The sequence below is a fragment of the Paraburkholderia phenoliruptrix genome (assembly GCF_047325075.1).
GTDB lineage: Bacteria > Pseudomonadota > Gammaproteobacteria > Burkholderiales > Burkholderiaceae > Paraburkholderia > Paraburkholderia phenoliruptrix.
Genome location: NZ_CP168531.1, coordinates 2,518,944 through 2,542,716, shown reverse-complemented (window position 1 = coordinate 2,542,716; position 23,773 = coordinate 2,518,944). Strand labels below are relative to the sequence as shown.

Here is a 23,773-nt window from a genome sequence, read left to right as displayed (position 1 = left end):
ATGAGCGAAGCATTGACCGCGGAACGCCGGCGACGCCCGTCATGCGGGCCGCTGGCACGCCTCGATTTCCAGTTTTCTTCGATGCCGTTATGCAGCCGCGCTTTACGCGTCGCCTCCGGTGATGGCTGCGATCACCTTATCGAGCGCCTCGCCTAGCGCGCGCTTTTCCTTTTCGTCCAGAGAATCGAACAGATCGCCGTTCCACTTGCGCGCGATCGGCATCACCTTGCGATAGAGCGCGCGGCCCTCGGCGGTGAGCGAGACGAGCACCACGCGGCCGTCTTCTGCGCTCGCTTCGCGTTTGACGAGTCCCTGCCGGATCAGCCCTTCGGCGGCGCGACTCGCCTGGCTCTTGTCGAGATTGGCATGCCTTGCGAGCTCCATGATCGAAAACGGTCCGAACGATCCCACCGAGGCGATCACGCGAGCTTCCGGCAATGTCACGCCGAGCTTGTCCTGGTAACGCTCGCTGATACCGCGCTCAGCAAGCTTGTTGAGTACATGCAGACGATAGGTGAGGAGCTGTTCCAGGCCAGCTTTGGCGGAGTCCTTCATGGTCATCCCGTGATGAGTGGCGCGGTTGTGGCGCTGTGATTGTTGCCGCAACCATGCCGCCGGGTCAACGCGCGCCGTACTTCAAACGCGTCAGTTGTTCGGCCTCATCCGCCAGGAGTCGCGCGGCGTCGCGAATCGCGAATTCAAGGGTGATCGGACCGGGCGCTGGCGAGAAGCAGCCACTGAAATAGTCGGCAAGCCGCGGCAGTGCGGCGGAGTCCACGGCGCCCGAAAGCAGCGTGGCCGGCACGCCTGCCGCCTGCGCATGACGGCAGGCAATGAAGGGTGCCTTGCCGTGCAGCGTTTGCACGTCGGAGCGTCCTTCGCCGGTGATGAGCCAGTTCGCGCCCGCGAGCGCCGCGTCGAGGCCGATCTGCCGCGCGACCGTTTCCGCGCCCGGCTCGAACTGTGCACCGAGCAAGTGCAACGCGAAGCCGAGGCCACCCGCGGCACCCGCGCCGGGCAGCTCGCGCGCCGTGCGCCCGAGTGCCGCTTCGAGCAGATCCGCATAGCGGGCGAGGGCGGCGTCGATCGTCGCGACCTGGTCCGGCTTGACGCCTTTTTGCGGACCGAAAACAGCCGTTGCGCCGTGCTCGCCCGTCAGCGGATTGTCCACATCGGACATGCCGATGAAGTGCGCGTCCGCGAGCCGCGCGTCGAGCTGCGACACGTCCACGCGTGCAACGCGCGCGAGCTGTTCGGGCGTGGGCTCGAGCGCGTTGCCTCGCGCGTCGAACAGTTTCACGCCGAGCCCCGCGAGCAGGCCCGCGCCGCCGTCATTGGTGCTGCTGCCGCCGAGCGCCACGAAGAAGCGCCGCACGCCGGCGTCGAGCAGCGCGCCGATGGCTTCGCCCATGCCGCGCGTGCTGCGCGCCTCGACCGGGACGCCCATTCCAACCGGGTCCGTAATGCCGACGACCTCCGCGGTTTCGACGATCGCGCTGCCGTCGGCGAACACGCCCGCGAGCGCGTCCCGCACCGGGCCGGCCGCGCCGCGCACGCTCAGCGTGCGGCGCTCGCCGCCGCGCGTCAGCATGGCGTCGAGCGTGCCTTCGCCGCCGTCCGCCATCGGGCAGATGCGGACTTCGGCGTCCGGGCGGGCGCGCCGTACGCCCGACGCGATCGCCTGTGCGACCTGTTCGGCGCTGAGCGAACCTTTGAAGGAATCGGGGGCGATGACGACGACAGGCGTGGACGGCGAATTCGGCATGATGTCTCTGAATGGTTGGAGTCGTGGCGAGAGGCGAAGCGGCCGGCGGTTAAAGCCGATGAGGCCGATGCGGCCGATGCGGCGCGGCTGCGAGCGCGTTCGCTAGCTTAGCAGCATGCCTACGCTGGCCCAATATGTCGAACGGCATAGTGGGCATCGTCATGTCTCGCGACGCATGCGGCAGGCGTTGCAAGGCAACGCGCGGCGAAATTGTCCGGGAAACGCAAAACCGCCAGAAAAACGGCCCGGAAACGCCCCTGAATGGGCCTGAATCGCGATAAAAACGCGCGCAGGCATCGAATCCCGGCTAGCTGTGCAAATAGTTTGCTAAAATATTTGGCTCTTTGGACCCAACCGTGCTGCCGGCGGCCTGCAAGCCCGCGGCGCAGGCGCGCAAATGCGGCACGGAGAAGATAACTGAATTCGCTCGAATAATTTTAGGACGATTGAAGCCATGGCTAACGTTGTTGAAAACCTCGGCAAGCTCGAACGCCGCGTAACGATTTCCCTGCCGAAGGACGCCGTGCAGAAGGAAGTGGATTCGCGTATCCGTCAACTCGCGAAGAACGTGCGCATGCCGGGTTTCCGCCCGGGCAAGGTGCCGCTCAAGATGGTGACGCAACAGTATTCGGGCCAGGTGGAAGCGGAAGTGCTGAGCGACAAGGTCGGCAAGGAATTCTTCGACATCAGCCGCACCGAAAACCTGCGCGTCGCCGGCCAGCCGAGCTTCGCGCCGAAGACCGACGCCGCTGAAGGCGCCTACGCGTTCGACGCGACCTTCGAGGTGTATCCGGAAGTAAAGCTGGGCGACGTCGCCACGGCTGAAATCGAGCGCACCACGACGACCATCAGCGAAGCGGAAATCGACCGCACGCTGGAAATCCTGCGCAAGCAGCGCGTGCACTACCACGCACGCGGCGAAGCCGGCGAGCACGGCGACGGCGGTGCGGACACGGCGGCGAAGGAAGGCGATCGCGTCACGGTCGACTTCGTCGGCAAGATCGACGGCGAAGCGTTCCAGGGCGGCAGCGCCGAAGACTTCGTGTTCGTGCTGGGCGAAGGCCGCATGCTGCCGGAATTCGAAAAAGCAGCCGCGGGCCTGAAGATCGGCGAGTCGAAGGAATTCGACCTCGCGTTCCCGGCCGACTATCACGGCAAGGAAGTGGCCGGCAAGACGGCGCAATTCACGATCACCATGAAGAAGATCGAGTGGCCGCATCTGCCGGAAATCGACGCCGAATTCGCGAAGTCGCTCGGCATTGAAGACGGCGATCTGACCAAAATGCGCGCCGAAATCAAAGACAACCTGGAGCGCGAAGCGAAGCGCCGCACTCAGGCTATCGTCAAGAACCAGGTCATGGATGCGCTCCTGAAGATCTCGGAACTCGACGTGCCGAACGCGCTGATCGAACAGGATCAGGAGCGCCTCGTCGCCATGGCGCGTCAGGATCTGGAGCAGCGCGGCGTGCCGAACGCTAAAGATGCGCCGATTCCTGCCGCTATGTTCAAGGAACAGGCCGAGCGTCGCGTCAAGCTGGGTCTCGTTCTGGCCGAGCTCGTGAAGGCGAACAACCTGCAGGCAAAGCCCGAACAGATCCGTGCGGAAGTCGACGAATTCGCGAAAAGCTACGAAGACCCGAAGGAAGTCGTCCGCTGGTATTATTCGAACCAGCAACGCCTTGCTGAAATGGAAGCGTATGTCGTTGAAGCCAACGTCGTCGAATTCGTGCTGAGCAAGGCCAAGGTGACGGACAAGGAAGTGAGCTTCGAAGAACTGGCAAGCGCAACGGCGCAAGCGTAAGCGTCGCTGCAACGGCGTGCCGGCTGTCGGAGCGACGGCCCGCACGCCGTTTTTTTGTTCTGTGTTCTTGCGCCGCGCTTGTGTCACTTATGTGGGTCACTCATTCGTGTCACGTTTTTGCGCGGTTTATGTGCACTTGAATACGGGCTGGTCGACCACACCTGTCTAGCATCGAATATCCAGAATATTTCCAGACAAGGATCCATTGCATGACCTTTCGCGCCCAAATGCTGGACACGTTGACCTCCCAGTCGTCCCGGGATCTCGAAGCGCAGGCGCTCGGACTGGTGCCGATCGTCGTGGAAACGAGCGGCCGGGGCGAGCGCTCGTACGACATCTACTCGCGTCTTCTGAAGGAACGCATTGTGTTCCTGGTCGGCGAGGTGAACGATCAGACGGCCAATCTCGTCGTCGCGCAGATGCTGTTCCTCGAAAGCGAGAATCCCGACAAAGACATCTATTTCTATATCAACAGCCCGGGCGGTTCGGTGTCGGCGGGTATGGCGATCTACGATACGATGCAGTTCATCAAGCCGGACGTGTCCACGTTGTGCATGGGGCTCGCGGCCAGCATGGGCGCGTTTCTGCTGGCGGCGGGCGCGAAGGGCAAGCGCTTTGCGCTGCCCAATTCGCGCGTGATGATTCACCAGCCGCTTGGCGGCGCACGCGGTCAGGCGTCGGATATCGAAATCCAGGCGCGCGAAATCCTGTATTTGAAGGAACGGCTGAATCATCTGCTCGCGCACCACACCGGCCAGCCCGTCGAGCGCATTGCGCGCGACACCGACCGCGACAACTTCATGTCCGGCGATGACGCCCAGGCCTACGGTCTTGTCGATCAGGTGGCGCACAAGCGTCCTTGATCGGCTACGGGTTTGCGCTAAATCGGGGCAAATCCATCGCCGGGTCGGTTGTGAAATAATCAGGAGTCGTCCGAGCGCCTGCGGCAAACGCCGTCATCTTGCTCAGCCCGGCCGCGCCCAACTGCGTGGCTGGGGCAAACGGCGTATCATGTAATGGAGTGTCCGGAGGCTCACACATCTATGGCGGACAAAAAAGGTTCTAACAGCGAAAAGCTGTTGTATTGCTCGTTTTGCGGCAAGAGCCAGCATGAAGTCAAAAAACTGATTGCCGGCCCGTCGGTGTTCATCTGTGATGAATGTATCGACCTGTGCAACGAAATCATTCGCGACGAAGCGGCGGGTGCGGGTATCGAGGCGGGCTTGTCCAAGTCCGATCTGCCGGGTCCGCAGGAAATTCGTGAAATCCTCGACCAGTATGTGATTGGTCAGGAACGCGCGAAGAAAATTCTCGCCGTCGCGGTGTACAACCACTACAAGCGCCTGAAGCATCTCGACAAGAAGGACGAGATCGAGCTGTCCAAGAGCAACATCCTGCTGATCGGCCCGACCGGTTCCGGCAAGACGCTGCTTGCGCAAACGCTCGCGCGTCTTCTGAACGTTCCCTTTGTCATTGCGGACGCAACCACGCTGACGGAAGCGGGTTATGTCGGCGAAGACGTCGAGAACATCATTCAGAAGCTGCTGCAGAACTGTAATTACGAAGTGGACAAGGCCCAGCGCGGCATTGTTTATATCGATGAAATCGACAAGATCAGCCGCAAGTCCGACAACCCGTCCATCACGCGCGACGTGTCGGGCGAGGGCGTGCAGCAGGCGCTGCTGAAGCTGGTCGAAGGCACGATGGCGTCGGTGCCGCCGCAGGGCGGCCGCAAGCACCCGAATCAGGACTTCATCCAGGTCGACACCACCAACATTCTGTTCATTTGCGGTGGCGCGTTCGACGGCCTTGAAAAAGTCATTGTCGATCGTACGGAAAAGACCGGCATCGGCTTCGGCGCGAGCGTGAAGAGCAAGCAGGACCGCGACGCCGGCGAGGTGCTGCGCGAAGTGGAACCAGAAGACCTGATCAAATTCGGCCTCATTCCGGAACTGATCGGCCGTCTGCCGGTGGTGGCCACGCTCGGCAAGCTCGACGAAGCCGCATTGATGAAAATTCTCGTCGAACCGAAGAATGCGCTCGTGAAGCAATATCACAAGCTGTTCAACATGGAACGCGTCGAACTGGAGATTCGCCCGGCAGCGCTGCAGGCAGTGGCGCGCAAGGCGATCCGCCGCAAGACCGGCGCGCGCGGGCTGCGCTCCATCCTGGAACAGGCGTTGCTTGATGTCATGTACGACCTCCCGCAAATGAAAGGTGTCAGCAAGGTCATTATTGACGACAATGTGATCGACGGCGACGGCAAACCCTTACTGATCTATGAAGACGCGCCCAAAGTCGCGGGTTCGAACTGATCGGCTTTCGGGTACAGCAAAAAGCCGTTCATGGCGACGTGAACGGCTTTTTCGTTTATCGTGTGGTCAGAACGGTTGTTTTCACAATGGAGTCACTGAACCTTCGGAGTCACTGAACTTTTCCCACACGCGGAGGCTTGCAATATTTTCTGCTGGCCTCACCTATCGAACGAACTGATTCCACTCATGGGGAAATGAAATGTCAGGAACCCAACTCCTCCCGCAGGAACGCATTACGCTGCCGCTGCTCCCGCTGCGCGACGTAGTCGTTTTCCCGCACATGGTGATTCCGCTCTTCGTAGGCCGCCCGAAGTCGATCAAGGCTCTCGAAGCAGCGATGGAAGGCGGCAAGCACATCATGCTCGTCGCCCAGAAAACGGCTGCGAAAGATGAGCCGACCGAAAAGGACATGTACGAAGTAGGGTGTGTTGCCAACATCCTGCAAATGCTCAAGCTGCCCGACGGCACTGTAAAGGTGCTCGTCGAGGGTTTGCAGCGCGCGAAAACGCTTTCCATCGAAGAACAGGAAACGCAGTTCTCGTGCGAAGTCATGCCGCTCGAACCCGACCATGCCGACAGCGCTGAAACCGAAGCGCTGCGCCGCGCGATCGTGTCGCAGTTCGACCAGTATGTGAAGCTGAACAAGAAGATCCCGCCTGAAATCCTGACGTCGCTGTCGGGCATCGACGAAGCCGGGCGTCTGGCCGACACGATTGCGGCACATCTGCCGCTCAAGCTCGACCAGAAGCAGCACATTCTGGAAATGTTTCCGGTTATCGAGCGTCTCGAGCACCTGCTCGCGCAACTCGAAGCCGAAATCGACATCCTGCAGGTCGAAAAGCGCATCCGCGGGCGCGTCAAGCGTCAGATGGAGAAGAGCCAGCGCGAGTACTACCTGAACGAACAGGTCAAGGCGATCCAGAAGGAACTGGGCGAAGGCGAAGAAGGTGCGGATCTCGAAGAGCTCGAGAAGCGCATCACGGCTGCGCGCATGCCTAAGGAAGCCAAGAAGAAGGCCGACGCCGAGCTCAAAAAGCTCAAGCTGATGTCGCCGATGTCGGCGGAAGCGACGGTCGTGCGCAATTACATCGACACGCTGATCGGCCTGCCGTGGCGCAAGAAGAGCAAGGTCAACAACGACCTCTCGAACGCGGAGCGCGTGCTTGACGAAGACCACTTCGGTCTCGAGAAGGTGAAGGAACGTATTCTCGAGTATCTCGCGGTCCAGCAGCGTGTCGACAAGGTGAAGGCGCCGATCCTGTGCCTCGTCGGGCCTCCGGGTGTCGGTAAGACGTCGCTCGGCCAGTCCATTGCTCGTGCCACGAACCGCAAGTTCGTGCGCATGGCGCTGGGCGGCGTGCGCGACGAAGCCGAGATTCGCGGTCACCGTCGTACCTACATCGGTTCGATGCCGGGCAAGATTCTGCAAAGCCTGACCAAGGTCGGCGTGCGCAATCCGCTCTTCCTGCTCGACGAAGTCGACAAGATGGGCCAGGATTTCCGCGGCGATCCGTCGTCGGCATTGCTGGAAGTGCTCGATCCGGAACAGAACCATACGTTCGCGGATCACTACGTCGAAGTCGACTTCGATCTGTCGGACGTGATGTTCGTGGCGACGTCGAACTCGCTGAATATTCCGCCGCCGTTGCTCGACCGGATGGAAGTGATCCGTCTGTCGGGCTACACGGAAGACGAAAAGGTCAGCATTGCGCAACGCTATCTGCTGCCGAAGCAGAAGAAGAACAACGGCCTGAAGGACGGTGAGGTCGATGTGACCGAAACCGCGATCCGCGACATCATTCGCTACTACACGCGTGAAGCGGGCGTTCGTTCGCTCGAGCGTGAAGTGTCGAAGATTTGCCGCAAGGTCGTGAAGATGCTTCTGCTGAAGAAGGCGGAAGGCGCGGTGAAGGTGGACGGCAGCAATCTCGACACGTTCCTCGGCGTGCGCAAGTACGACTTCGGTCTGGCTGCGAAGGAAAATCAGGTTGGCCAGGTCACGGGTCTCGCGTGGACGGAAGTGGGCGGCGATCTGCTGACCATCGAAGCCGCCGTGATGCCGGGCAAGGGCAACGTGATCCGCACGGGTTCGCTCGGCGACGTGATGAAGGAGTCGGTCGAGGCAGCGCGTTCGGTGGTCCGCTCGCGTTCGCGTCGTCTGGGTGTCAAGGACGAGGCGTTCGAAAAGCAGGACATTCACATCCACGTGCCCGAAGGCGCGACGCCGAAAGACGGTCCTTCGGCAGGTATCGCAATGACGACCGCGCTGGTGTCGGTGCTGACCGGTATCCCGGTGCGTGCCGACGTCGCAATGACGGGCGAAATCACGTTGCGCGGCGAAGTGCTGCCGATCGGCGGTCTGAAGGAGAAGTTGCTGGCGGCGCACCGCGGCGGCATCAAGCTCGTGCTGATCCCGGAAGAAAACGTCAAGGATCTGACGGAGATTCCGGATAACGTGAAGAACGCGATCGAGATCGTGCCGGTCCGCTGGATCGACAAGGTGCTCGAACTGGCGCTCGAACGTGTGCCCGAAGCGTTGCCCGAAGAAGAGGCGAAGCCGGCGTCGCCGGTAGCGGGCGAGGCCGGTAAGGACTCGGGCGCAACCGAGGTCGTGAAGCACTAAGCCTGAGCAGTCTCTACTGCTCTACAAGAACCCGCGGTGTTGCTAGCCGCGGGTTTTTTATTGCAATTCGGGCGCGAACCATGTTCGACAAACTGCTGTCATGCGAGCAACGAAATGCCGCGCCGTAAGTTCGTTGTGCGCGCATCGAAAGCCCTGACACCCGCGGCGACGAATAGTCCGCGAGAATCCCTTCAAATCAGGCTCAACCCCGGTTGACACGGCGGTTTCGGCCAATTCTAATGACTCGGCCCGGCATTGCCGCCGGCCACACGATGTCAGGCGCCGCACGCGCCGTTTCGGTTCTAAAACATTCTCGGGGGTAGGGATGAACAAGACGGAATTGATCGACCACATTGCGCAGCAGGCAGAGATTTCGAAAGCCGCGGCCGGCCGCGCGCTCGATGCAGTGATCGGCGGTGTAAAGGGCACGTTGAAGAAGGGCGGTTCGGTGACGCTGGTCGGCTTCGGCACGTTCGCGGTCGGCAAGCGTACGGCGCGTACTGGGCGCAATCCGCGCACCGGCGATGCAATCAAGATCAAGGCCGCCAAGGTTCCCAAATTTAGGCCTGGCAAAGCGCTGAAGGATGCGCTAAACTAACGCGCTTGCTGCTTGGGCAACTCGTTGCGGTTGATGCGCAGTTGTTGGGTTCCTTCTTTCACGGTTGGACCAAACGCAGGCAGCAAGGCAGAAGCATCGGCAGTCTGCGGAACGGGTGCTTAGCTCAGTTGGTAGAGCGGCGCCCTTACAAGGCGTAGGTCGGGAGTTCGAGCCTCTCAGCACCCACCATTCGTTTCGCGATCCGCTTGTTTCGGCACGTTGGAGAAGTTCATAAAAACCCGCACGGCTATTGGCTTTGCGGGTTTTTTGTTGTCGATTGCGCGAGCGATTATTGGGGGCGGCGGGCGGACATTAAGGCGAGGCGCAAAAATCCGGCGCAACAAGCGTCGGATCGTCGCGCGGCAATTGCTGTTTTACCTGCGGAAGGATCGCGGGGAGGCAAAAGTTGCGAACACGCGGCCCTTTCCGCTACAATTCTTTTTCGCCGTGATTTTTTATAGGGATCAGGGATAGCAATCAGGGCGAGCAGCAACTAGTAACAAGACGTGCAAGAAGACGTGCGCTTAAACGCAGAGTGAAGCGCACGGCGCAAGGAGTGGTAGTTCAGTCGGTTAGAATACCGGCCTGTCACGCCGGGGGTCGCGGGTTCGAGTCCCGTCCACTCCGCCAGTATCCTCGAAAGGCGAACTCCGGTTCGCCTTTTTTATTGCCCGCTGTTGTAAGATCGGGCGTTCTGTTTTTGGCACTCACGCATGCTCGATTTTTTCCGCAATCACAAACGCCTGATGATGTTCATGCTCATCCTCGTCATTGTGCCGGGGCTGGGTTTTGTGGGTATTCAGGGCTTTCGCGGCTTCTTTGACGAAAGTGCAAACGTCGCAAGCGTCAACGGTCACAAGATCACGCGGGCAGAGTACGACAACGCGATGCGTCAGCAGCTCGACCGCGCGCGTCAGATGCTCGGCGCGCAGTTCGACATCAAGGCATTCGACACGCCCGAGCGTCGCAGCGAAATGCTCGACGGCCTGATCGAACAGCGTGTGCTCGCCGATGAAACGCAGCGCCTGCACCTCACCGCGTCGGACGACGCCGTGCGCCGCGTGCTGCTGAACGACCCGGTCATCTCGTCGCTGAAAAAGCCGGACGGCTCGATCGACGTCGACCGTTACAAGCAGCTGCTCGCCATGCAGGGCATGACGCCCGACCAGTACGACGAGCGCGTGCGCTACAGCATTGCCACGCAGCAGTTGCCGGCCAGCATTCAGGGCAGCGCATTCACGTCGAAGACGCTGGCGCAGCACTTGACCGAACTCGCCGAGCAGCAGCGTGAAGTACAGGGCATTGCTTTCCATCCGCGCGACTACGCCGCGAAGGTGCAGCCTACCGACGCACAGTTGCAGGCGTATTACGACGCGCACCGCAACGACTTCGCGACGCCGGCCACGGCCACGATCCAGTATCTGGTCATGTCGCCGGCCACGCTCGCTGCGTCCGTGCAGCCGAGCGACGCCGACCTCAAAAAATACTACGACGACAACATCGCGCATTACCGCACCGAAGGTCAGGTGCGCGCGAGCCACATCCTGATTGCGGCCCCGAAAGACGCGAGCCCGGCCGACAAGGCCAAGGCGAAGCAGAAGGCCGAAGAGTTGCTCGCACAGGTCAAGGCGCATCCTGATCAATTTGCTCAGATCGCGCAGCAGAACTCGCAGGATCCCGGCTCGGCTGCGAAAGGCGGCGATCTCGGCTACTTCGGCCGCGGCATGATCGCAGGCGGGCAGGCGTTCGACGACGCGGTGTTCGCGCTCAAGAAGGACGAAGTGAGCGGCATCGTGCAAACCGACTTCGGTTATCACATCGTCAAGGTGACCGACGTCAAGCCGGCAGTCACGAGGCCGTTTGACGAAGTGAAAGACCAGATCGCGCGCGACCTCAAGACGCAACTGGCAAGCAAGGCATTCAGCGACGACTCGGAAGGCTTCACGTCGATCGTCTATGAAAAGGCGAAGAGCCTTCAGCCCGCCGCCGATAAATACAAGCTGCAGGTGCAAACGGCCACGGTCACGCCGCAGCCCAATCCGAAGCTGCCGCCCGACAGCCCGCTGAACAACGCCAAGTTCCTCGCCGCCGTGTTCGCGAACGACTCCGTCAACGCGCGCAACAACACGCAAGCCATCGACGTCGGCGGCAACGCGCTGATCGCCGCGCACGTCACGGACTACAAGCCCGCAGCCGTGCCGGCGCTCGACGCGATCAAGGACGCAGTGCGCCAGAAGGTGATCGCGGTCCAATCGAACGAAGCCGCGCACAAGGACGGCCTCGCGAAGCTCGCCGAGTTCGAGAAGTCGAAGGCGACCACGGGCTTCTCGTCGCCGTTGAAGGTGTCGCGCAACGACGCGCAGGGCGTGCCGCCGGCGGCGTTGAGCGCGATCTATAAGGCCGATGCGCAAAAGTTGCCCGCCTATGTCGGCGTCGATCTCGGCGACGATGGTTACGCGATCTATCGCGTGAACGCGGTCGTCGCGGCCGCGCCGGTGGATCCGCAGCGCCTCGCCGCAGCCCAGCAGCAGATCGCGCAAGTGGAATCGCAGTCGGAAACGGAGGCCTACGTCAAGGCACTGCGCGCGCGTTCGAAGGTCAAGCTGTATGGCTCGCTCGAGAGCAGCGGCAACGCGCAGGCAGGCAACGAGTAAGCTTCACGCCGGCCTGGCAGTCGTCGGATCGGCCGGCGCATGCGACATACGCGTATTGCCACACACGAAAAAGCCCCGCATTTTGCGGGGCTTTTTCCATTCGGACTGCCGGGGACCTGAACGCCGGGCGCTCAGCGCCTCGAGGTTACAGGCATGAACTGATCGCGCTGGTGGCGTCGCTGCCCGCTGCGCCATTGGCGCGGAAGCCGACCCACGAGCCCTTGCCCGAGTACGAAGGACGCACGACGGCCGCCGCGCCGTTCGGCGGCTGCTCGCCGGGCACATAGACGTCGACGGCCTGATCGTTAGCCATCGTATCTTGCGAGACCACCTGCTTCTGCGAGCCGTCTGCCCACTTCTGCGCAATACAGGTTGCGACGGCCTTTGGGGGTTGCTGGCTCTGTCCAACGGATTGGACGCCAGCCGGCGGTTGCGCGGCGCAGGCAGAAATTGCCACGGTCAAAGCGATTAACGGTAGGAATTTCACGTTATCTCCTCAGAAGTCGCTCAGAATCGAGCCGGGTGCACGGGATTGCGAAAGCGCCGCAGGGCGCTTGCCGATCCGTGCTCCCGAGGTTTTCGGAAACAAGCCGCCAGCGGCGTTTCAGCGCGGCGAACCTGTGCGAAGGAGTGGCTTCACAGCGGGCCACACGTTGTTGAGTAGCACTGGCTGTGCCTGCTGCGTAGGATGAATCTGGTCCGCCTGGAACATCTCCGGCTTGTCGGCAATGCCCGCAAGCAGAAATGGGACAAGCGGCACGCGCAGTTGCTTCGCGAGCTGGCCGTAAATGCCGTGGAACTTTTGAGTGTAGTCCGGGCCGTAGTTAGGCGGCACGTACATGCCGACGAGCACGACCTTCGCATGGCCTTGCTGCGCTTCTTCGATGATCGTGCGCAGGTTGTCCTCGGTCGTGGCGAGCGGCACGCCACGCAACGCGTCGTTCGCACCCAGTTCGACAATCACGATACTCGGCTTCAAACGTTGCATGAGCGCGGGCAAGCGGGCTCGTCCGCCGCTCGTCGTGTCGCCGCTAATGCTGGCGTTCGCAACGCTATAATCGATTCGCTCCTCGCTCAGGCGCTGGCGCAGCAACGCAACCCAGCCCGTGTCGCGTGGCAGGCCATATTCGGCGGAAATGCTGTCGCCCAATACGACGATGACGGGCTTCGCCGGTTCTGGCGTATTGGCGGCATGAGCCGCGAAGCTCGTCGAAAAGAGGGCGGCCGCCAACATCAAAGAGCCGATTGCGGGCGACTTTGCTGCCAGAACGATTGCATTGGCGCGGCGTTTGATAACGCGCACTTTCAACCTACGCTTCACCATGCTAAACAAAACTGATCCAGTCATTGAAGTGCGGGGTTTGTGCAAGAAGGTTAAGGATGCAACGGGCGAACTGACCATTCTCGACAACATCGACCTGGCTATTCAGGCCGGCAGCAGTGTCGCGATAGTCGGCGCGTCGGGATCGGGCAAGTCTACGCTGCTCGGACTGCTCGCAGGATTGGACAGCGCGAGTTCCGGCTCGGTTCGGCTACTGGGCCGCGAACTCACCACTTTGAACGAAGACGAGCGCGCCGCATTGCGCAGCGGCTCAGTCGGCTTCGTGTTCCAGTCGTTTCAGTTGATGCCGCATTTGACGGCGCTCGAAAATGTCACGTTGCCGCTTGAACTGCAAGGCGGCATCGGCACGCGCGAAGCGGCACTGCGTGCGCGCCGGCTGCTCGAGCAGGTCGGCCTGGAGCAGCGCACCGGTCATTATCCAAAGCTGCTTTCGGGCGGCGAGCAGCAACGCGTTGCGCTGGCGCGGGCGTTCGTCACGCACCCCGCCATCCTCTTCGCCGACGAGCCGACCGGCAGTCTGGACGCCGCGACCGGCCACGCGGTGATCGACCTGATGTTCGAAATGAACCGCGCGAACGGCGCGACGCTGATTCTCGTCACGCACGACGTCGAACTGGCACGCCGTTGCGACACGACTGTCACGATCGAAGCGGGGCGTCTTGCCTGAATGAGCGGCTTGCTCGGTGAGCGGCCATTAGGGAAACGGGCCGCGACCGGCCCGCTCCTGGCCCACGGCAGCGCGCAACGCTTGCCGAATGCGCCGGTCACGAGAGACCGGCGCATGACCATCAAGACTTCAAAGCCGCACGCGCCCGCGCGATCAACGCGGACGTCGACGAATCGTGTTTCTTGTCGTCGACACTCGTCGCCGTCAGGTCGGCTTCGACAACCTTGCCGAGGATCTTGCCCAGTTCGACGCCCCATTGATCGAACGGGTTGATATTCCACACCGACGCCTGGACCAGCACCTTGTGCTCGTACAACGCGATCAGGGCGCCCAGCGAACGCGCGGTGAGCGCTTCGAGGATCAAGGTAGTGGTGGGACGGTTGCCAGGGAAGACGAGGTGCGGCGCGAGTTCCGGCTTATCCGGACCGGCGACCTTTTTGGCCTCTTCGAGCGTACGGCCGAGCATCAAGGCTTCGCTTTGCGCGAAGCAATTGGCGAGCAGCTTCGCATGATGGCTCACGAGCGGATGCTCGGGCGTGAGTACAGCGACGAAGTCGATCGGCACGATAGTCGGGCCCTGGTGCAGCATCTGAAAAAACGCATGTTGGCCGTTCGTGCCGGGTTCGCCCCACGTCACCGCGGCGGTCGGATAGTCGACCATGGCGCCGTCGAGCCGCGCCGACTTGCCGTTGCTCTCCATCTCCAGCTGTTGCAGATAAGACGGCAGGAAATGGAGCGCTTCGGAATACGGCGCGACCAGGTAGCTCTGCGAGCCGAAGAAGTTGCGATACCAGATGCCGATCATGCCGAGCAGCACCGGCAGATTCTTTTCCAGCGGGGCGGTGCGGAAGTGCTCGTCCATGTCGTTGGCGCCCGCGAGCAGTTCGTCGAACTGCTGCGGCCCGATCGCGATCATGATCGACAGACCGACAGCCGACCACAGCGAATAGCGGCCGCCCACCCAGTCCCACATTTCGAATACGTTCTCCTTCGCAATGCCGAACTTGACGACTTCCGACGGATTCGCCGACACGCCGACGAAGTGCCTGGCCAGCGCGTTCTCCGGACAGCCTTTTTCGAGGAACCAGTCGCGCAGCGAGCGCGCGTTGGTCATGGTCTCGAGCGTCGTGAACGTCTTCGAAACGATGATGGCGAGCGTCTCTTCGGGGTCGATCTGCTGCATCACGTTGTAGAGATCGGCGCCGTCCACATTCGACACGAAGTGCGTGGCGATCTCCGGCGTGGCGAGGTGATGCAGCGCATGCACGACCATTTTCGGCCCGAGGTCCGAGCCGCCGATGCCGATGTTCACCACGTGGCGAATGCGCTTGCCGGTGTAGCCGGTCCACGCGCCGCTGCGCACCTCTTCCGCGAACGCGGCCATCTTTGCGCGCTCGGCCTCGACCTGCGTGTGAAACGGCGCGTCGGGACTCCTCGCGCGCAACGCGGTATGCAGCGCCGCGCGGCCTTCAGTGGGATTGACGACGTCGCCCGCGAACATCGCGTCGCGGCGCTTTTCGACGCCGGCTTCGCGCGCGAGCTGAACGAGGAGCTTCAGGGTTTCGTCGGTGATGCGGTTCTTCGAAAAATCGGCCGCGAGACCGCCGCCCGCGAACGCAAAGCGTTCAGCGCGGGTAGGAGCGGGATCGTTCTCGGGGGCGAACCAGTCGCGCAGATGCGCATTGCGAATCTGTTCGTAATGCGCTTGCAGCGAGGACCAGGAGGGGAGCGAGTTCTGGGTCATAGCGTCCGTCTAACCAAGGGGCACGAAGAAAGGCGCGCGCGAAGCGCCGCCGAGGATGATGCAACGATGCTGTCGGAGCGAGGCCATACGGCCGCGTTCGCAGTGAAGTTTCCGATGCTGCCGCAGCCATGAACGTTTTGCTTTGCCGGATTCCCGGCAATGCGCGGTGATTCGCTGCGCAGGGCATGAGCGACCACGGAGTACGCCGGACCTTCACAGCGGGTCACGCAGTCACTCAGTATAGCGGCGTTGCGTGACGGGCGGCAGGGCATTAGCCAGGCGCTATAAGACGCTTGGAGATGCTTCGAGACGCTTCGCGGCCAGCGAGGCGCGAGACCGCTCACCGCGTTTTCGTGTTATCGCGCAATCGCGCTATCACTACCGCGCCGTCACGTTTGGGCCGACGGATAGAACATGCGGTTCAGCAAGGTCCGCACCATCGGCGCAAGTTCGCCTGCCGTGAGCCCGGCGGGCCCATCGCCTTGTGCGCTCAAGGTGTCCGCGGCGAGCCCGTGCAGATAGACGCCCGCGAGCGCCGCCTCGTAAGCCGGCAGGCGCTGCGCGAGCAGGGCGCCGATGATGCCGCCGAGCACGTCGCCGGTGCCGCCCGTGGCGAGCGCTGCATTGCCGGTCGGATTGATCGTCAGACGGCCATCGGCAGCGGCGATCACCGTGCCCGTGCCTTTCAGCACCACCACGCCGGCAAAGCGTGCGGCGAGCGAGCGCGCGGCGTTCAGGCGGTCGCGCTGCACGCCGGCGGCGTCGGTGCCGAGCAAGCGCGCGGCTTCGAGCGGATGCGGCGTCAGCACACACGGATCGCCTGCTGCGCCGCGCGCCGTGACGGCCGCCGCCAACGCCGCGTCTTTCGACATCAGATTGAGCGCGTCGGCGTCGAACAGCTTCGGCACATCCAGTTGCAGGACATCGCGCAGCACGCCCGCGGCGCGTTCGCCGTGGCCCATGCCGCAGCCCACCGCGAGCGCGTCCATTCGGTCGAGCGGCAGATCGTCGACGGGATGCAACATCAGTTCCGGATGAGGCGGGTCGTACGGCGGCGCGCCCGCGCCGAGGAGCGCGACGTGAACTTTCCCCGCGCCGCTGAAGAGCGCTGCGCGCGCGGCGAGAATCGGCGCGCCGCACATGCCGGTGTCGCCGCCCACCACCGCGAGGCTGCCGAACGTGCCCTTGTTGGTCGCGAAATCGCGCGGCGGCAGGAAGCCGGCGAACAGTTCCGGCGCGTTCAGCCGGACGCTGGCGCGCGCCGCGCTGTCGACGCCGATCGGCGCGACCGTCACCGCGCCGGCAAGATCGCGGCCCTGCGCCGTGAAGAGGCCGGGCTTCGCGGCGATGAAGGTGACGGTGTGCGTCGCGCGCACGGCGGCGTCGCCGTTGCCGGCAATCGTGCCCGTGTCGCTGTCGAGACCGCTCGGCACGTCGAGCGCCAGCACGCCGCCGCTGCGCGGCCGCGCCACGGTGCGTTGCGAGAGCCGCCGCGCGAGGTCCGCGAATACGCCTTCCAGCGGGCGCGTGAGGCCGATGCCGAACATGCCGTCGACAAGCCAGGTGTAACCGTCGAACGAAGCGGGCGGAGCCTCCTGGATGGCGACGCCGCACGCACGGGCCGTGTCGAGCGCCCAGCGGGCGTCGTCTGGCTTCACTGGGACCGGCATGCACAGTTCCACGGCGATGCCGGCCTTGTGCAGCTCCGCTGCGAGAATCAGCGCGTCGCCGCCGTTGTTGCCGGGGCCCGCGATCAGCCAGACGCGCTGCCGCGCTTTTTCCGTGGATGTATCGCGCGTGATCCGTTCCGCAAGGAAGCTCGCGGCCGCCTTGCCGGCTCGGTCCATCAGCGTGTGCGCGGGCAGCGCCGCCGCGGCTTGCGCTTCGGCGATCCGCAAGTCGGTCAGCGTCAGCAGGGAAAGGGCGCGGTTCTCAGGGCGAATCAGCGTCGGGGGCGTGAGGTCGGCGTGGGTCATGGCGAAGCATGGCAAGAAAGGGCGGGCGCGAGGAGGCAGGCGCGAAAGCCTGCGCAATCGCTATGGTAGAGCCGAAGGGCGCGCGGTGCCTGGATTCAAGACGCGTCCAAGCGCGTTAATAAGGGCGCATAGAAGCGCGCATAGAAGCGCCAGGACGGCGCGCGCTGTCCGCCGCCGCTGCCTACGCGCTTGCCTGGAACCTGTCCGCCCGCAGCGCGGCCAGCGTGTCATCGGGCAAATCCGGCGTCCGGCCGCCGATCAGATCGGCAATCAGCTTGCCCGCGCCGCACGCCAGCCCCCAGCCCGCGGGGCCGTGCCCCACATTGACGAAAAGCCGCGGATGCAGCGCGTTGCCCACCACCGGCAGCCCGTCCGGCGATAGCAGCTTGATGCCTTCCCAGGGCAGGGCCGCCGAAATGCGCGCGGCTCCCGGAATCCAGTCGTGCGTCGCCTGGCCGAGGAGCGCGAGCGCTTCCTTCGTCACCGCCTCGGCAAGCGGCCTGTCGAGCTGGTTCGCGGCCTGCAGCACGGCACCGCCGGCAATGCGCAAGCGGTGATTCATCCGGCTGATCGTGATGCGCTTGACCGCGTCGACGATCGCCACGTGCGGCGCACATTCTTCATGCGCGATCGGCGCGACGAGCGTGTGAAGCCGCAGCGGATGGAGCGGCAGCCGCAAGCCGAGGCGCTCGAGCAGCGCGAGACTGCCTTGTCCAGCGGCGACGACGACGGCGTCCGCCTGGATCACGTCGACTTCGCGCGAGCGCGCCGCCGCACCCGGGCGCGACGCCAGTTCTACCGCGACGCGCTGACCTTCCAGACGAATCGCCGAGACCTCGCAGCCGAGCATGAACTGCACGCCGCCCTGGTTATCGAGCGTCTGCTTGACCAGTTTGGCGAAGAGCGGACAATTGGCGGTTCGCTCGTGATCGAACAGCACGCCGCCCGCGAATTCCGGCTCCGTGCGCACGGAATGCTCGTAGGCCGCACATTCGGCGGGCGTGAGCACATGATGCGGCACCTCGTGGCGCGCGAGCAGGCCGAGCGCCGGCTGCAACTGCTCCCATTCCTCGGCGGAACGCACGAGGTACAGCACGCCGCTCGCCTGTTCGAACTCGTAGCCAAAGCGCGCTTCCATATCCGCCATCGCCTCGCGCGACGCCTCGACGAGCGGGCGCAGCAAGCCATATTGGCGGCCGTACCCGTCCGGTTCCTGCAAGGCGGCCAGTTTCTTGACGAACTGGCGCGCCGGTCCGCTGAAACCGGGCTTGCTGATGACGCCGTTTTTCGCGTTCTGGCGGCTTGCCATGAAAGTCGGGCCGAACCAGACGTCGAGCGGCGTCGGCAGGACGGTGCCGCCGTGCCCATAGGTCGCGCCCTGCGCGACGGTGGCATGGCGTTCGACGACGCATACCCGGTGGCCGGCCGCGCGTAGCTGATAAGCGGTGGCGACGCCAGCAATCCCGCCGCCAATGACGATGACATCCATTCTTCTGATTCGATTTGCCGGGCGAGGCGCCGAGGCGTGATATGCGGTGCGGCTGTCGCTCGCGCGCTGCCACGCGTGCCGGAAACGGCGTCGGGCACGGCTCGCGACATGAGGCTGGCGGCAAGGCCGCGCCTTCTTCGCACCGATCTGATGAAAGGCCGAATGATAGCAGTCAACGACCGCGCGCGGTCATGCGCGCCGCGCGGCGAGCCACCGTCCGCGATGCGAGGCGGGCATCGGGCGGGCCGGCGAGGGCACAGCGAGGGCACAGCGAGGGCACAGCGAGGGCACAGCGAGGGCACAGCGAGGGCACAGCGAGGGCACAGCGAGGGCACAGCGAGGGCACAGCGAGGGCACAGCGAGGGCACAGCGAGGGCACAGCGAGGGCACAGCGAGGGCACAGCGAGGGCACAGCGAGGGCACGGGGGCGGCTCGGCCACGGCATGAGCGAGCACGCGGCAACGGCACCGCCAGGGCCGCTGGGAGGCCGTTCCCGGGGTATAATCCCGGACTTCCTTTCCGCCTCATGTCGCCATCACGCGCGACTCTTCGGCATCATTGAGCGACGCAACGTCAAGTCCATGGCCCACTTCTCGTGTTTCCCCGGCGCTTCGGCCCTTTCCGATTTCCGTCAAACCCGCCTGCTCGAAACGCTTACGCGCATCGACCCGAACATTACGGGCGTGCGCGGGCAATATCTGCACTTCGTCAACGCGCAAACGCCGCTTTCCGCTGAAGACACCGCGAAAATCGAGGCGCTGATGCATTACGGTCACCCGCTCGAGGAAAGCAGGGAGCGCGGCGCCGCCGAAACGTTTCTCGTCGTGCCGCGCTTCGGCACGGTGTCGCCGTGGGCGAGCAAGGCAACGGACATCGCGCACCTGTGCGGGCTCACGCAGGTGCGCCGCATCGAGCGCGGCGTCGAGTACACGGTCACGCTGAAAAGCGGCCTGCTCGGCGGCAAGAAGGCGCTCTCCGACGAAGCGCGCGAAGCCGTCGCCGCCGCCTTGCACGACCGCATGACCGAGAGCGTGGCACCGTCGCGCGATCACGCGCTGCATCTGTTCGACGAACTGCCGGCCAAGCCGCTGCAAACGGTCGACGTGCTGGCCCGCGGCCGCGCCGCGCTCGAAGCCGCCAACTCGGAACTGGGCCTCGCGCTCGCCGACGACGAAATCGACTACCTCGTGGACGCGTTCACGAAGCTCGGCCGCAATCCGACCGACGTCGAACTGATGATGTTCGCGCAGGCCAACAGCGAACACTGCCGCCACAAGATTTTCAATGCGGAATGGACGATCGACGGCGAGAAGCAGGACATCTCGCTTTTCAACATGATCCGCAATACCGAGAAGCTGAACCCGCAAGGCACGATCGTCGCGTATTCGGACAATTCGGCGATCATGGCGGGCGGCATGGCCGAGCGCTGGTTCCCGCGCACGCCCGAGCAGCTCGGCGCGAACGAGCTGCCGCAGCACTATCGCCGCAGCGTCGAGCTCACGCACACGCTGATGAAAGTGGAGACGCACAACCACCCGACCGCAATCTCGCCGTTTCCGGGCGCTGCGACGGGCGCGGGCGGCGAAATCCGCGACGAAGGCGCGACCGGCCGCGGCGCGCGCCCGAAGGCGGGCCTCACCGGCTTCACGGTGTCGAACCTGGAATTGCCCGACGGCGTGGAAGCCTGGGAAAACGCGCGCGACGTAGCCGTCCCGCTTGGGCACCGCAATCCGAACGACACGCACGAGGTGTACGGCCGGCCGGACCGCATCGCTTCGCCGCTGCAGATCATGATCGACGGACCGCTCGGCGGCGCCGCGTTCAACAATGAATTCGGCCGGCCGAATCTGGGCGGTTATTTCCGCACGTACGAGCAGAACGTGGCCGGGGTGGTCCGCGGCTATCACAAGCCGATCATGATTGCGGGCGGTATCGGCAATATTTCGGACCAGCACACGCACAAGCACGACTTGCCGGAAGGCTCGCTGCTGATCCAGATCGGCGGCCCGGGCATGCGCATCGGCATGGGCGGCGGCGCGGCGAGCTCCATGGCGACCGGCACCAACACCGCCGAACTCGACTTCGACTCGGTGCAGCGCGGCAATCCGGAAATCGAGCGGCGCGCGCAGGAAGTCATCAACGCATGCTGGCAGCTCGGCGACAAGAATCCCATTCTGAGCATCCACGACGTGGGCGCAGGCGGCTTGTCGAACGCGTTTCCGGAAGTCGTGGACGGCGCGGGCAAGGGCGCGCTCTTCGATCTGCGCAAGATCCAGCTCGAGGAAAGCGGCCTGTCGCCGCGCGAAATCTGGTCGAACGAGGCGCAGGAGCGCTATGTGCTCGCCATCGCCCCGGCCGATCTGCCGGCCTTCGCGGCCATGTGCGAGCGCGAGCGCTGCCCGTTCGCCGTGATCGGCACGGCCACGGCCGAGCGTCAACTGAAGCTGATCGATCCCGAACTGAAGGACGGCAACGCGCACCAGCCGGTCGACATGCCGATGGAAGTGCTGCTCGGCAAGGCACCGCGCATGCATCGCGACGTCACGCGGGTCGAGCCGACGCTGCAGCCGGTGGACGTGACCGGCATCACGCTGTCCGAAGTCGCGGTGAGCGTGCTGCGTCATCCGACGGTGGCGAGCAAGTCGTTCCTCATCACTATCGGCGACCGTTCGGTGGGCGGCACGACCGCGCGCGACCAGATGGTCGGCCCGTGGCAAGTGCCGGTGGCCGACGTCGCGATCACGACGATGGACTACGCGGGTTTTCGCGGCGAAGCCATGACCATGGCCGAGCGCACGCCGCTCGCCGTGATCGACGCGCCGGCGTCGGGCCGGATGGCGGTCGGCGAGGCGGTCACGAATATCGCGGCCGCGCCGATCGCGTCGCTCGACAAGCTCAAGCTCTCGGCGAACTGGATGGCCGCGTGCGGCGCGCCGGGCGAAGACGCGGCGCTTTACGACACGGTCAAGGCAATCGGCATGGAACTGTGCCCGGCGCTCGGCATCAGCATTCCGGTCGGCAAGGACTCGCTGTCCATGCGCACGAAGTGGGAAGACCGCGGCGTCGCGAAGGAAGTCGTCGCGCCCGTGTCGCTCATCATCTCGGCATTCGCGCCCGTGGAAGACGTGCGCCGCCATCTCACGCCGCAACTGCGCCGCGCGGGCGGGGCGGACGGTGTGGGCGATTCGGTGCTCATCGCCATCGATCTGGGCCGCGGCAAGCATCGCCTTGGCGGCAGTATCCTCGCGCAGGTCACGCAGCAGATCGGCGACACGGTGCCGGATATCGACGATCCCGAAGATCTGAAGCGCTTCTTCAACGCCATCCAGTCGCTGAACGCAAACGGCAAGCTGCTCGCTTACCACGATCGCTCCGATGGCGGCCTGTGGGCGACCGTCTGCGAAATGGCGTTTGCGGGTCACGTGGGCGTGTCGCTGAACGTCGACATGCTGGTGCTCGACCCGCACCACGAATCCGATTACGGCGACGCCAAAGACTGGGCGAAGCAGACGAGCGGCCGTCGCGAAGACCGCACGATCCGCGCGCTCTTCACCGAAGAACTGGGCGCTGTGATTCAGGTGCGCGCGGCCGACCGCGACGCGGTACTCGGCGCGTTGCGCGAGCATGGCCTGTCGGCGTGCTCGCATGTGATCGGCAAGACCAACGACCGCGATGTGATCGAGGTGTATCGCGACGCGAAGAAAGTGTATGAGGCGCCGCGCGTCGAGCTGCATCGCGCGTGGAGCGAGGTGAGCTGGCGCATTGCGCGCCTGCGCGACAATCCCGCCTGCGCCGACGCCGAATACGACACGCTGCTCGACGCCGCCGATCCCGGCATCACGCCGGTGCTGACGTTCGATCCGGCTGAAGACGTCGCCGCGCCGTACATCGGCAAGAGCGCGCGTCCGCGTGTCGCGATTCTGCGCGAGCAGGGCGTGAACTCGCATCTGGAAACGGCGTATGCGTTCGACCGCGCGGGCTTCGACGCGCACGACGTGCACATGAGCGACCTGCTCGCGGGCCGGGCCAACCTCGCGGATTTTGCGGGCGCGGTGGCGTGCGGCGGCTTCTCGTACGGCGACACGCTGGGTGCGGGCGAGGGTTGGGCGAAAGCGATCCGCTTCAATGCGCAGCTGGCCGACATGTTCGCGGCGTTCTTCGGCCGCAAGGACACGTTCGCGCTCGGTATCTGCAACGGCTGCCAGATGATGAGCAGCCTCGCGTCGATGATTCCGGGCGCAGACGCCTGGCCGAAGTTCACGCGCAACAAGTCGGAGAAATTCGAAGCGCGCTTCTCGCTCGTGCAAGTCGAGGCGTCGCCGTCGATTTTCTTCGCCGGCATGGAAGGCTCGCGCATTCCGGTCGCGGTCGCGCACGGCGAGGGTTATGCGGACTTCTCGCAGCAGGGGGATGCATCGAAGGTCGCGGTGGCGATGCGCTATGTCGACCACCGTGGTCAGGCAACGGAGCTCTATCCGTTCAACCCGAACGGGTCGCCGGACGGCATCACGTCCGTCACGACGCCGGACGGCCGCTTCACCGTGCTCATGCCGCATACGGAGCGCGTGCATCGCGCGGTGCAGATGAGCTGGCACCCGGAAGGCTGGGGCGAGGGCGCCACCGACGCGAGCCCGTGGCTGCGTGTGTTCCAGAACGCACGGCGCTGGTTGGGCTGATCAGCGGGCCGCTGGTTGCGTTGATAAGCGAGGCAGGCTGCTGTGCGACGCAGCGGCCTGTCGTCCGCGCACATAGCGGCGCGGAATGCAAAGCGCCGCGCCGCGGCTTCCCCGCAAAACAAA

At 64.0% G+C, this 23,773-nt stretch carries 15 protein-coding genes and 2 tRNA genes; 10 read left to right on the top strand and 7 right to left on the bottom strand.

Features of this window, described 5'->3' with window-relative positions:
- Positions 1 to 102: 102 nt before the first annotated feature.
- Positions 103 to 555: a MarR family winged helix-turn-helix transcriptional regulator gene (locus tag ACEN8U_RS23390; protein WP_041746155.1), complete on the bottom strand. Its 453-nt coding sequence runs from the start codon at positions 553 to 555 to the stop codon at positions 103 to 105.
- A gap of 64 nt (positions 556 to 619) precedes the next feature.
- The gene (locus ACEN8U_RS23385) at positions 620 to 1,765 is read right to left on the bottom strand and encodes a glycerate kinase (protein WP_015002634.1); all 1,146 of its coding nucleotides are present in this window, start codon (positions 1,763 to 1,765) and stop codon (positions 620 to 622) included.
- A gap of 454 nt (positions 1,766 to 2,219) precedes the next feature.
- Between ACEN8U_RS23385 and tig the strand changes: the two genes are divergently transcribed.
- From tig to ACEN8U_RS23345, 8 genes are all read left to right on the top strand, one after another.
- Complete coding sequence (tig, locus tag ACEN8U_RS23380; protein ID WP_015002633.1) at positions 2,220 to 3,566, top strand: trigger factor; 1,347 nt, start codon at positions 2,220 to 2,222, stop codon at positions 3,564 to 3,566.
- A gap of 209 nt (positions 3,567 to 3,775) precedes the next feature.
- Positions 3,776 to 4,429 carry an ATP-dependent Clp endopeptidase proteolytic subunit ClpP gene (gene clpP, locus ACEN8U_RS23375; RefSeq protein ID WP_006048927.1) on the top strand — a complete coding sequence of 218 codons (654 nt, stop codon included), beginning with the start codon at positions 3,776 to 3,778 and terminating at the stop codon, positions 4,427 to 4,429.
- 180 nt (positions 4,430 to 4,609) lie between these two features.
- Positions 4,610 to 5,881, top strand: coding sequence for an ATP-dependent Clp protease ATP-binding subunit ClpX (gene clpX, locus ACEN8U_RS23370; RefSeq protein ID WP_013339179.1), 1,272 nt, complete (start codon positions 4,610 to 4,612; stop codon positions 5,879 to 5,881).
- A gap of 199 nt (positions 5,882 to 6,080) precedes the next feature.
- Positions 6,081 to 8,504: an endopeptidase La gene (gene lon / locus ACEN8U_RS23365; protein WP_013588367.1), complete on the top strand. Its 2,424-nt coding sequence runs from the start codon at positions 6,081 to 6,083 to the stop codon at positions 8,502 to 8,504.
- A 325-nt stretch (positions 8,505 to 8,829) separates the two neighbouring features.
- Positions 8,830 to 9,102 carry an HU family DNA-binding protein gene (locus ACEN8U_RS23360; RefSeq protein WP_006048930.1) on the top strand — a complete coding sequence of 91 codons (273 nt, stop codon included), beginning with the start codon at positions 8,830 to 8,832 and terminating at the stop codon, positions 9,100 to 9,102.
- 113 nt (positions 9,103 to 9,215) lie between these two features.
- Positions 9,216 to 9,291, top strand: a tRNA-Val gene (locus ACEN8U_RS23355).
- A 364-nt stretch (positions 9,292 to 9,655) separates the two neighbouring features.
- Positions 9,656 to 9,732, top strand: a tRNA-Asp gene (locus tag ACEN8U_RS23350).
- Positions 9,733 to 9,815: 83 nt separating this feature from the next.
- Positions 9,816 to 11,756: a SurA N-terminal domain-containing protein gene (locus tag ACEN8U_RS23345; protein WP_015002630.1), complete on the top strand. Its 1,941-nt coding sequence runs from the start codon at positions 9,816 to 9,818 to the stop codon at positions 11,754 to 11,756.
- A gap of 145 nt (positions 11,757 to 11,901) precedes the next feature.
- On the opposite strand, the gene ACEN8U_RS23340 is transcribed toward ACEN8U_RS23345, so the two are convergent.
- Positions 11,902 to 12,243: a hypothetical protein gene (locus tag ACEN8U_RS23340; protein ID WP_041745292.1), complete on the bottom strand. Its 342-nt coding sequence runs from the start codon at positions 12,241 to 12,243 to the stop codon at positions 11,902 to 11,904.
- A 117-nt stretch (positions 12,244 to 12,360) separates the two neighbouring features.
- The gene (locus tag ACEN8U_RS23335) at positions 12,361 to 12,990 is read right to left on the bottom strand and encodes an arylesterase (RefSeq protein ID WP_374725939.1); all 630 of its coding nucleotides are present in this window, start codon (positions 12,988 to 12,990) and stop codon (positions 12,361 to 12,363) included.
- Between the two features lie 88 nt (positions 12,991 to 13,078).
- Between ACEN8U_RS23335 and ACEN8U_RS23330 the strand changes: the two genes are divergently transcribed.
- Entirely contained in the window at positions 13,079 to 13,765 is a 687-nt protein-coding gene (locus tag ACEN8U_RS23330) for an ABC transporter ATP-binding protein (protein ID WP_051156734.1), read from the top strand.
- A gap of 121 nt (positions 13,766 to 13,886) precedes the next feature.
- On the opposite strand, the gene pgi is transcribed toward ACEN8U_RS23330, so the two are convergent.
- The 3 genes from pgi to ACEN8U_RS23315 all read right to left on the bottom strand — a co-directional run bounded on the left by pgi (position 13,887) and on the right by ACEN8U_RS23315 (position 18,974).
- Complete coding sequence (pgi, locus tag ACEN8U_RS23325; protein ID WP_015002626.1) at positions 13,887 to 15,509, bottom strand: glucose-6-phosphate isomerase; 1,623 nt, start codon at positions 15,507 to 15,509, stop codon at positions 13,887 to 13,889.
- Positions 15,510 to 15,898: 389 nt separating this feature from the next.
- Positions 15,899 to 17,485 (bottom strand): bifunctional ADP-dependent NAD(P)H-hydrate dehydratase/NAD(P)H-hydrate epimerase, encoded by a 1,587-nt coding sequence (locus ACEN8U_RS23320; protein ID WP_015002625.1) that lies wholly within the window; start codon positions 17,483 to 17,485, stop codon positions 15,899 to 15,901.
- Between the two features lie 181 nt (positions 17,486 to 17,666).
- Positions 17,667 to 18,974, bottom strand: a complete 1,308-nt coding sequence (locus tag ACEN8U_RS23315; protein ID WP_015002624.1) for an FAD-dependent oxidoreductase — start codon at positions 18,972 to 18,974, stop codon at positions 17,667 to 17,669.
- A gap of 581 nt (positions 18,975 to 19,555) precedes the next feature.
- Between ACEN8U_RS23315 and purL the strand changes: the two genes are divergently transcribed.
- Entirely contained in the window at positions 19,556 to 23,650 is a 4,095-nt protein-coding gene (gene purL, locus ACEN8U_RS23310; protein WP_015002623.1) for a phosphoribosylformylglycinamidine synthase, read from the top strand.
- Positions 23,651 to 23,773: the final 123 nt, after the last annotated feature.

What these genes read in the sequence shown, in the direction of transcription:
- ACEN8U_RS23390 (WP_041746155.1), bottom strand. Translation starts at nt 555, where the DNA reads ATGAAGGACTCCGCCAAAGCTGGCCTGGAACAGCTCCTCACCTATCGT.
- ACEN8U_RS23385 (WP_015002634.1), bottom strand. Translation starts at nt 1,765, where the DNA reads ATGCCGAATTCGCCGTCCACGCCTGTCGTCGTCATCGCCCCCGATTCC.
- tig (WP_015002633.1), top strand. Translation starts at nt 2,220, where the DNA reads ATGGCTAACGTTGTTGAAAACCTCGGCAAGCTCGAACGCCGCGTAACG.
- clpP (WP_006048927.1), top strand. Translation starts at nt 3,776, where the DNA reads ATGACCTTTCGCGCCCAAATGCTGGACACGTTGACCTCCCAGTCGTCC.
- clpX (WP_013339179.1), top strand. Translation starts at nt 4,610, where the DNA reads ATGGCGGACAAAAAAGGTTCTAACAGCGAAAAGCTGTTGTATTGCTCG.
- lon (WP_013588367.1), top strand. Translation starts at nt 6,081, where the DNA reads ATGTCAGGAACCCAACTCCTCCCGCAGGAACGCATTACGCTGCCGCTG.
- ACEN8U_RS23360 (WP_006048930.1), top strand. Translation starts at nt 8,830, where the DNA reads ATGAACAAGACGGAATTGATCGACCACATTGCGCAGCAGGCAGAGATT.
- ACEN8U_RS23345 (WP_015002630.1), top strand. Translation starts at nt 9,816, where the DNA reads ATGCTCGATTTTTTCCGCAATCACAAACGCCTGATGATGTTCATGCTC.
- ACEN8U_RS23335 (WP_374725939.1), bottom strand. Translation starts at nt 12,990, where the DNA reads ATGTTGGCGGCCGCCCTCTTTTCGACGAGCTTCGCGGCTCATGCCGCC.
- ACEN8U_RS23330 (WP_051156734.1), top strand. Translation starts at nt 13,079, where the DNA reads ATGCTAAACAAAACTGATCCAGTCATTGAAGTGCGGGGTTTGTGCAAG.
- pgi (WP_015002626.1), bottom strand. Translation starts at nt 15,509, where the DNA reads ATGACCCAGAACTCGCTCCCCTCCTGGTCCTCGCTGCAAGCGCATTAC.
- ACEN8U_RS23320 (WP_015002625.1), bottom strand. Translation starts at nt 17,485, where the DNA reads ATGACCCACGCCGACCTCACGCCCCCGACGCTGATTCGCCCTGAGAAC.
- ACEN8U_RS23315 (WP_015002624.1), bottom strand. Translation starts at nt 18,974, where the DNA reads ATGGATGTCATCGTCATTGGCGGCGGGATTGCTGGCGTCGCCACCGCT.
- purL (WP_015002623.1), top strand. Translation starts at nt 19,556, where the DNA reads ATGGCCCACTTCTCGTGTTTCCCCGGCGCTTCGGCCCTTTCCGATTTC.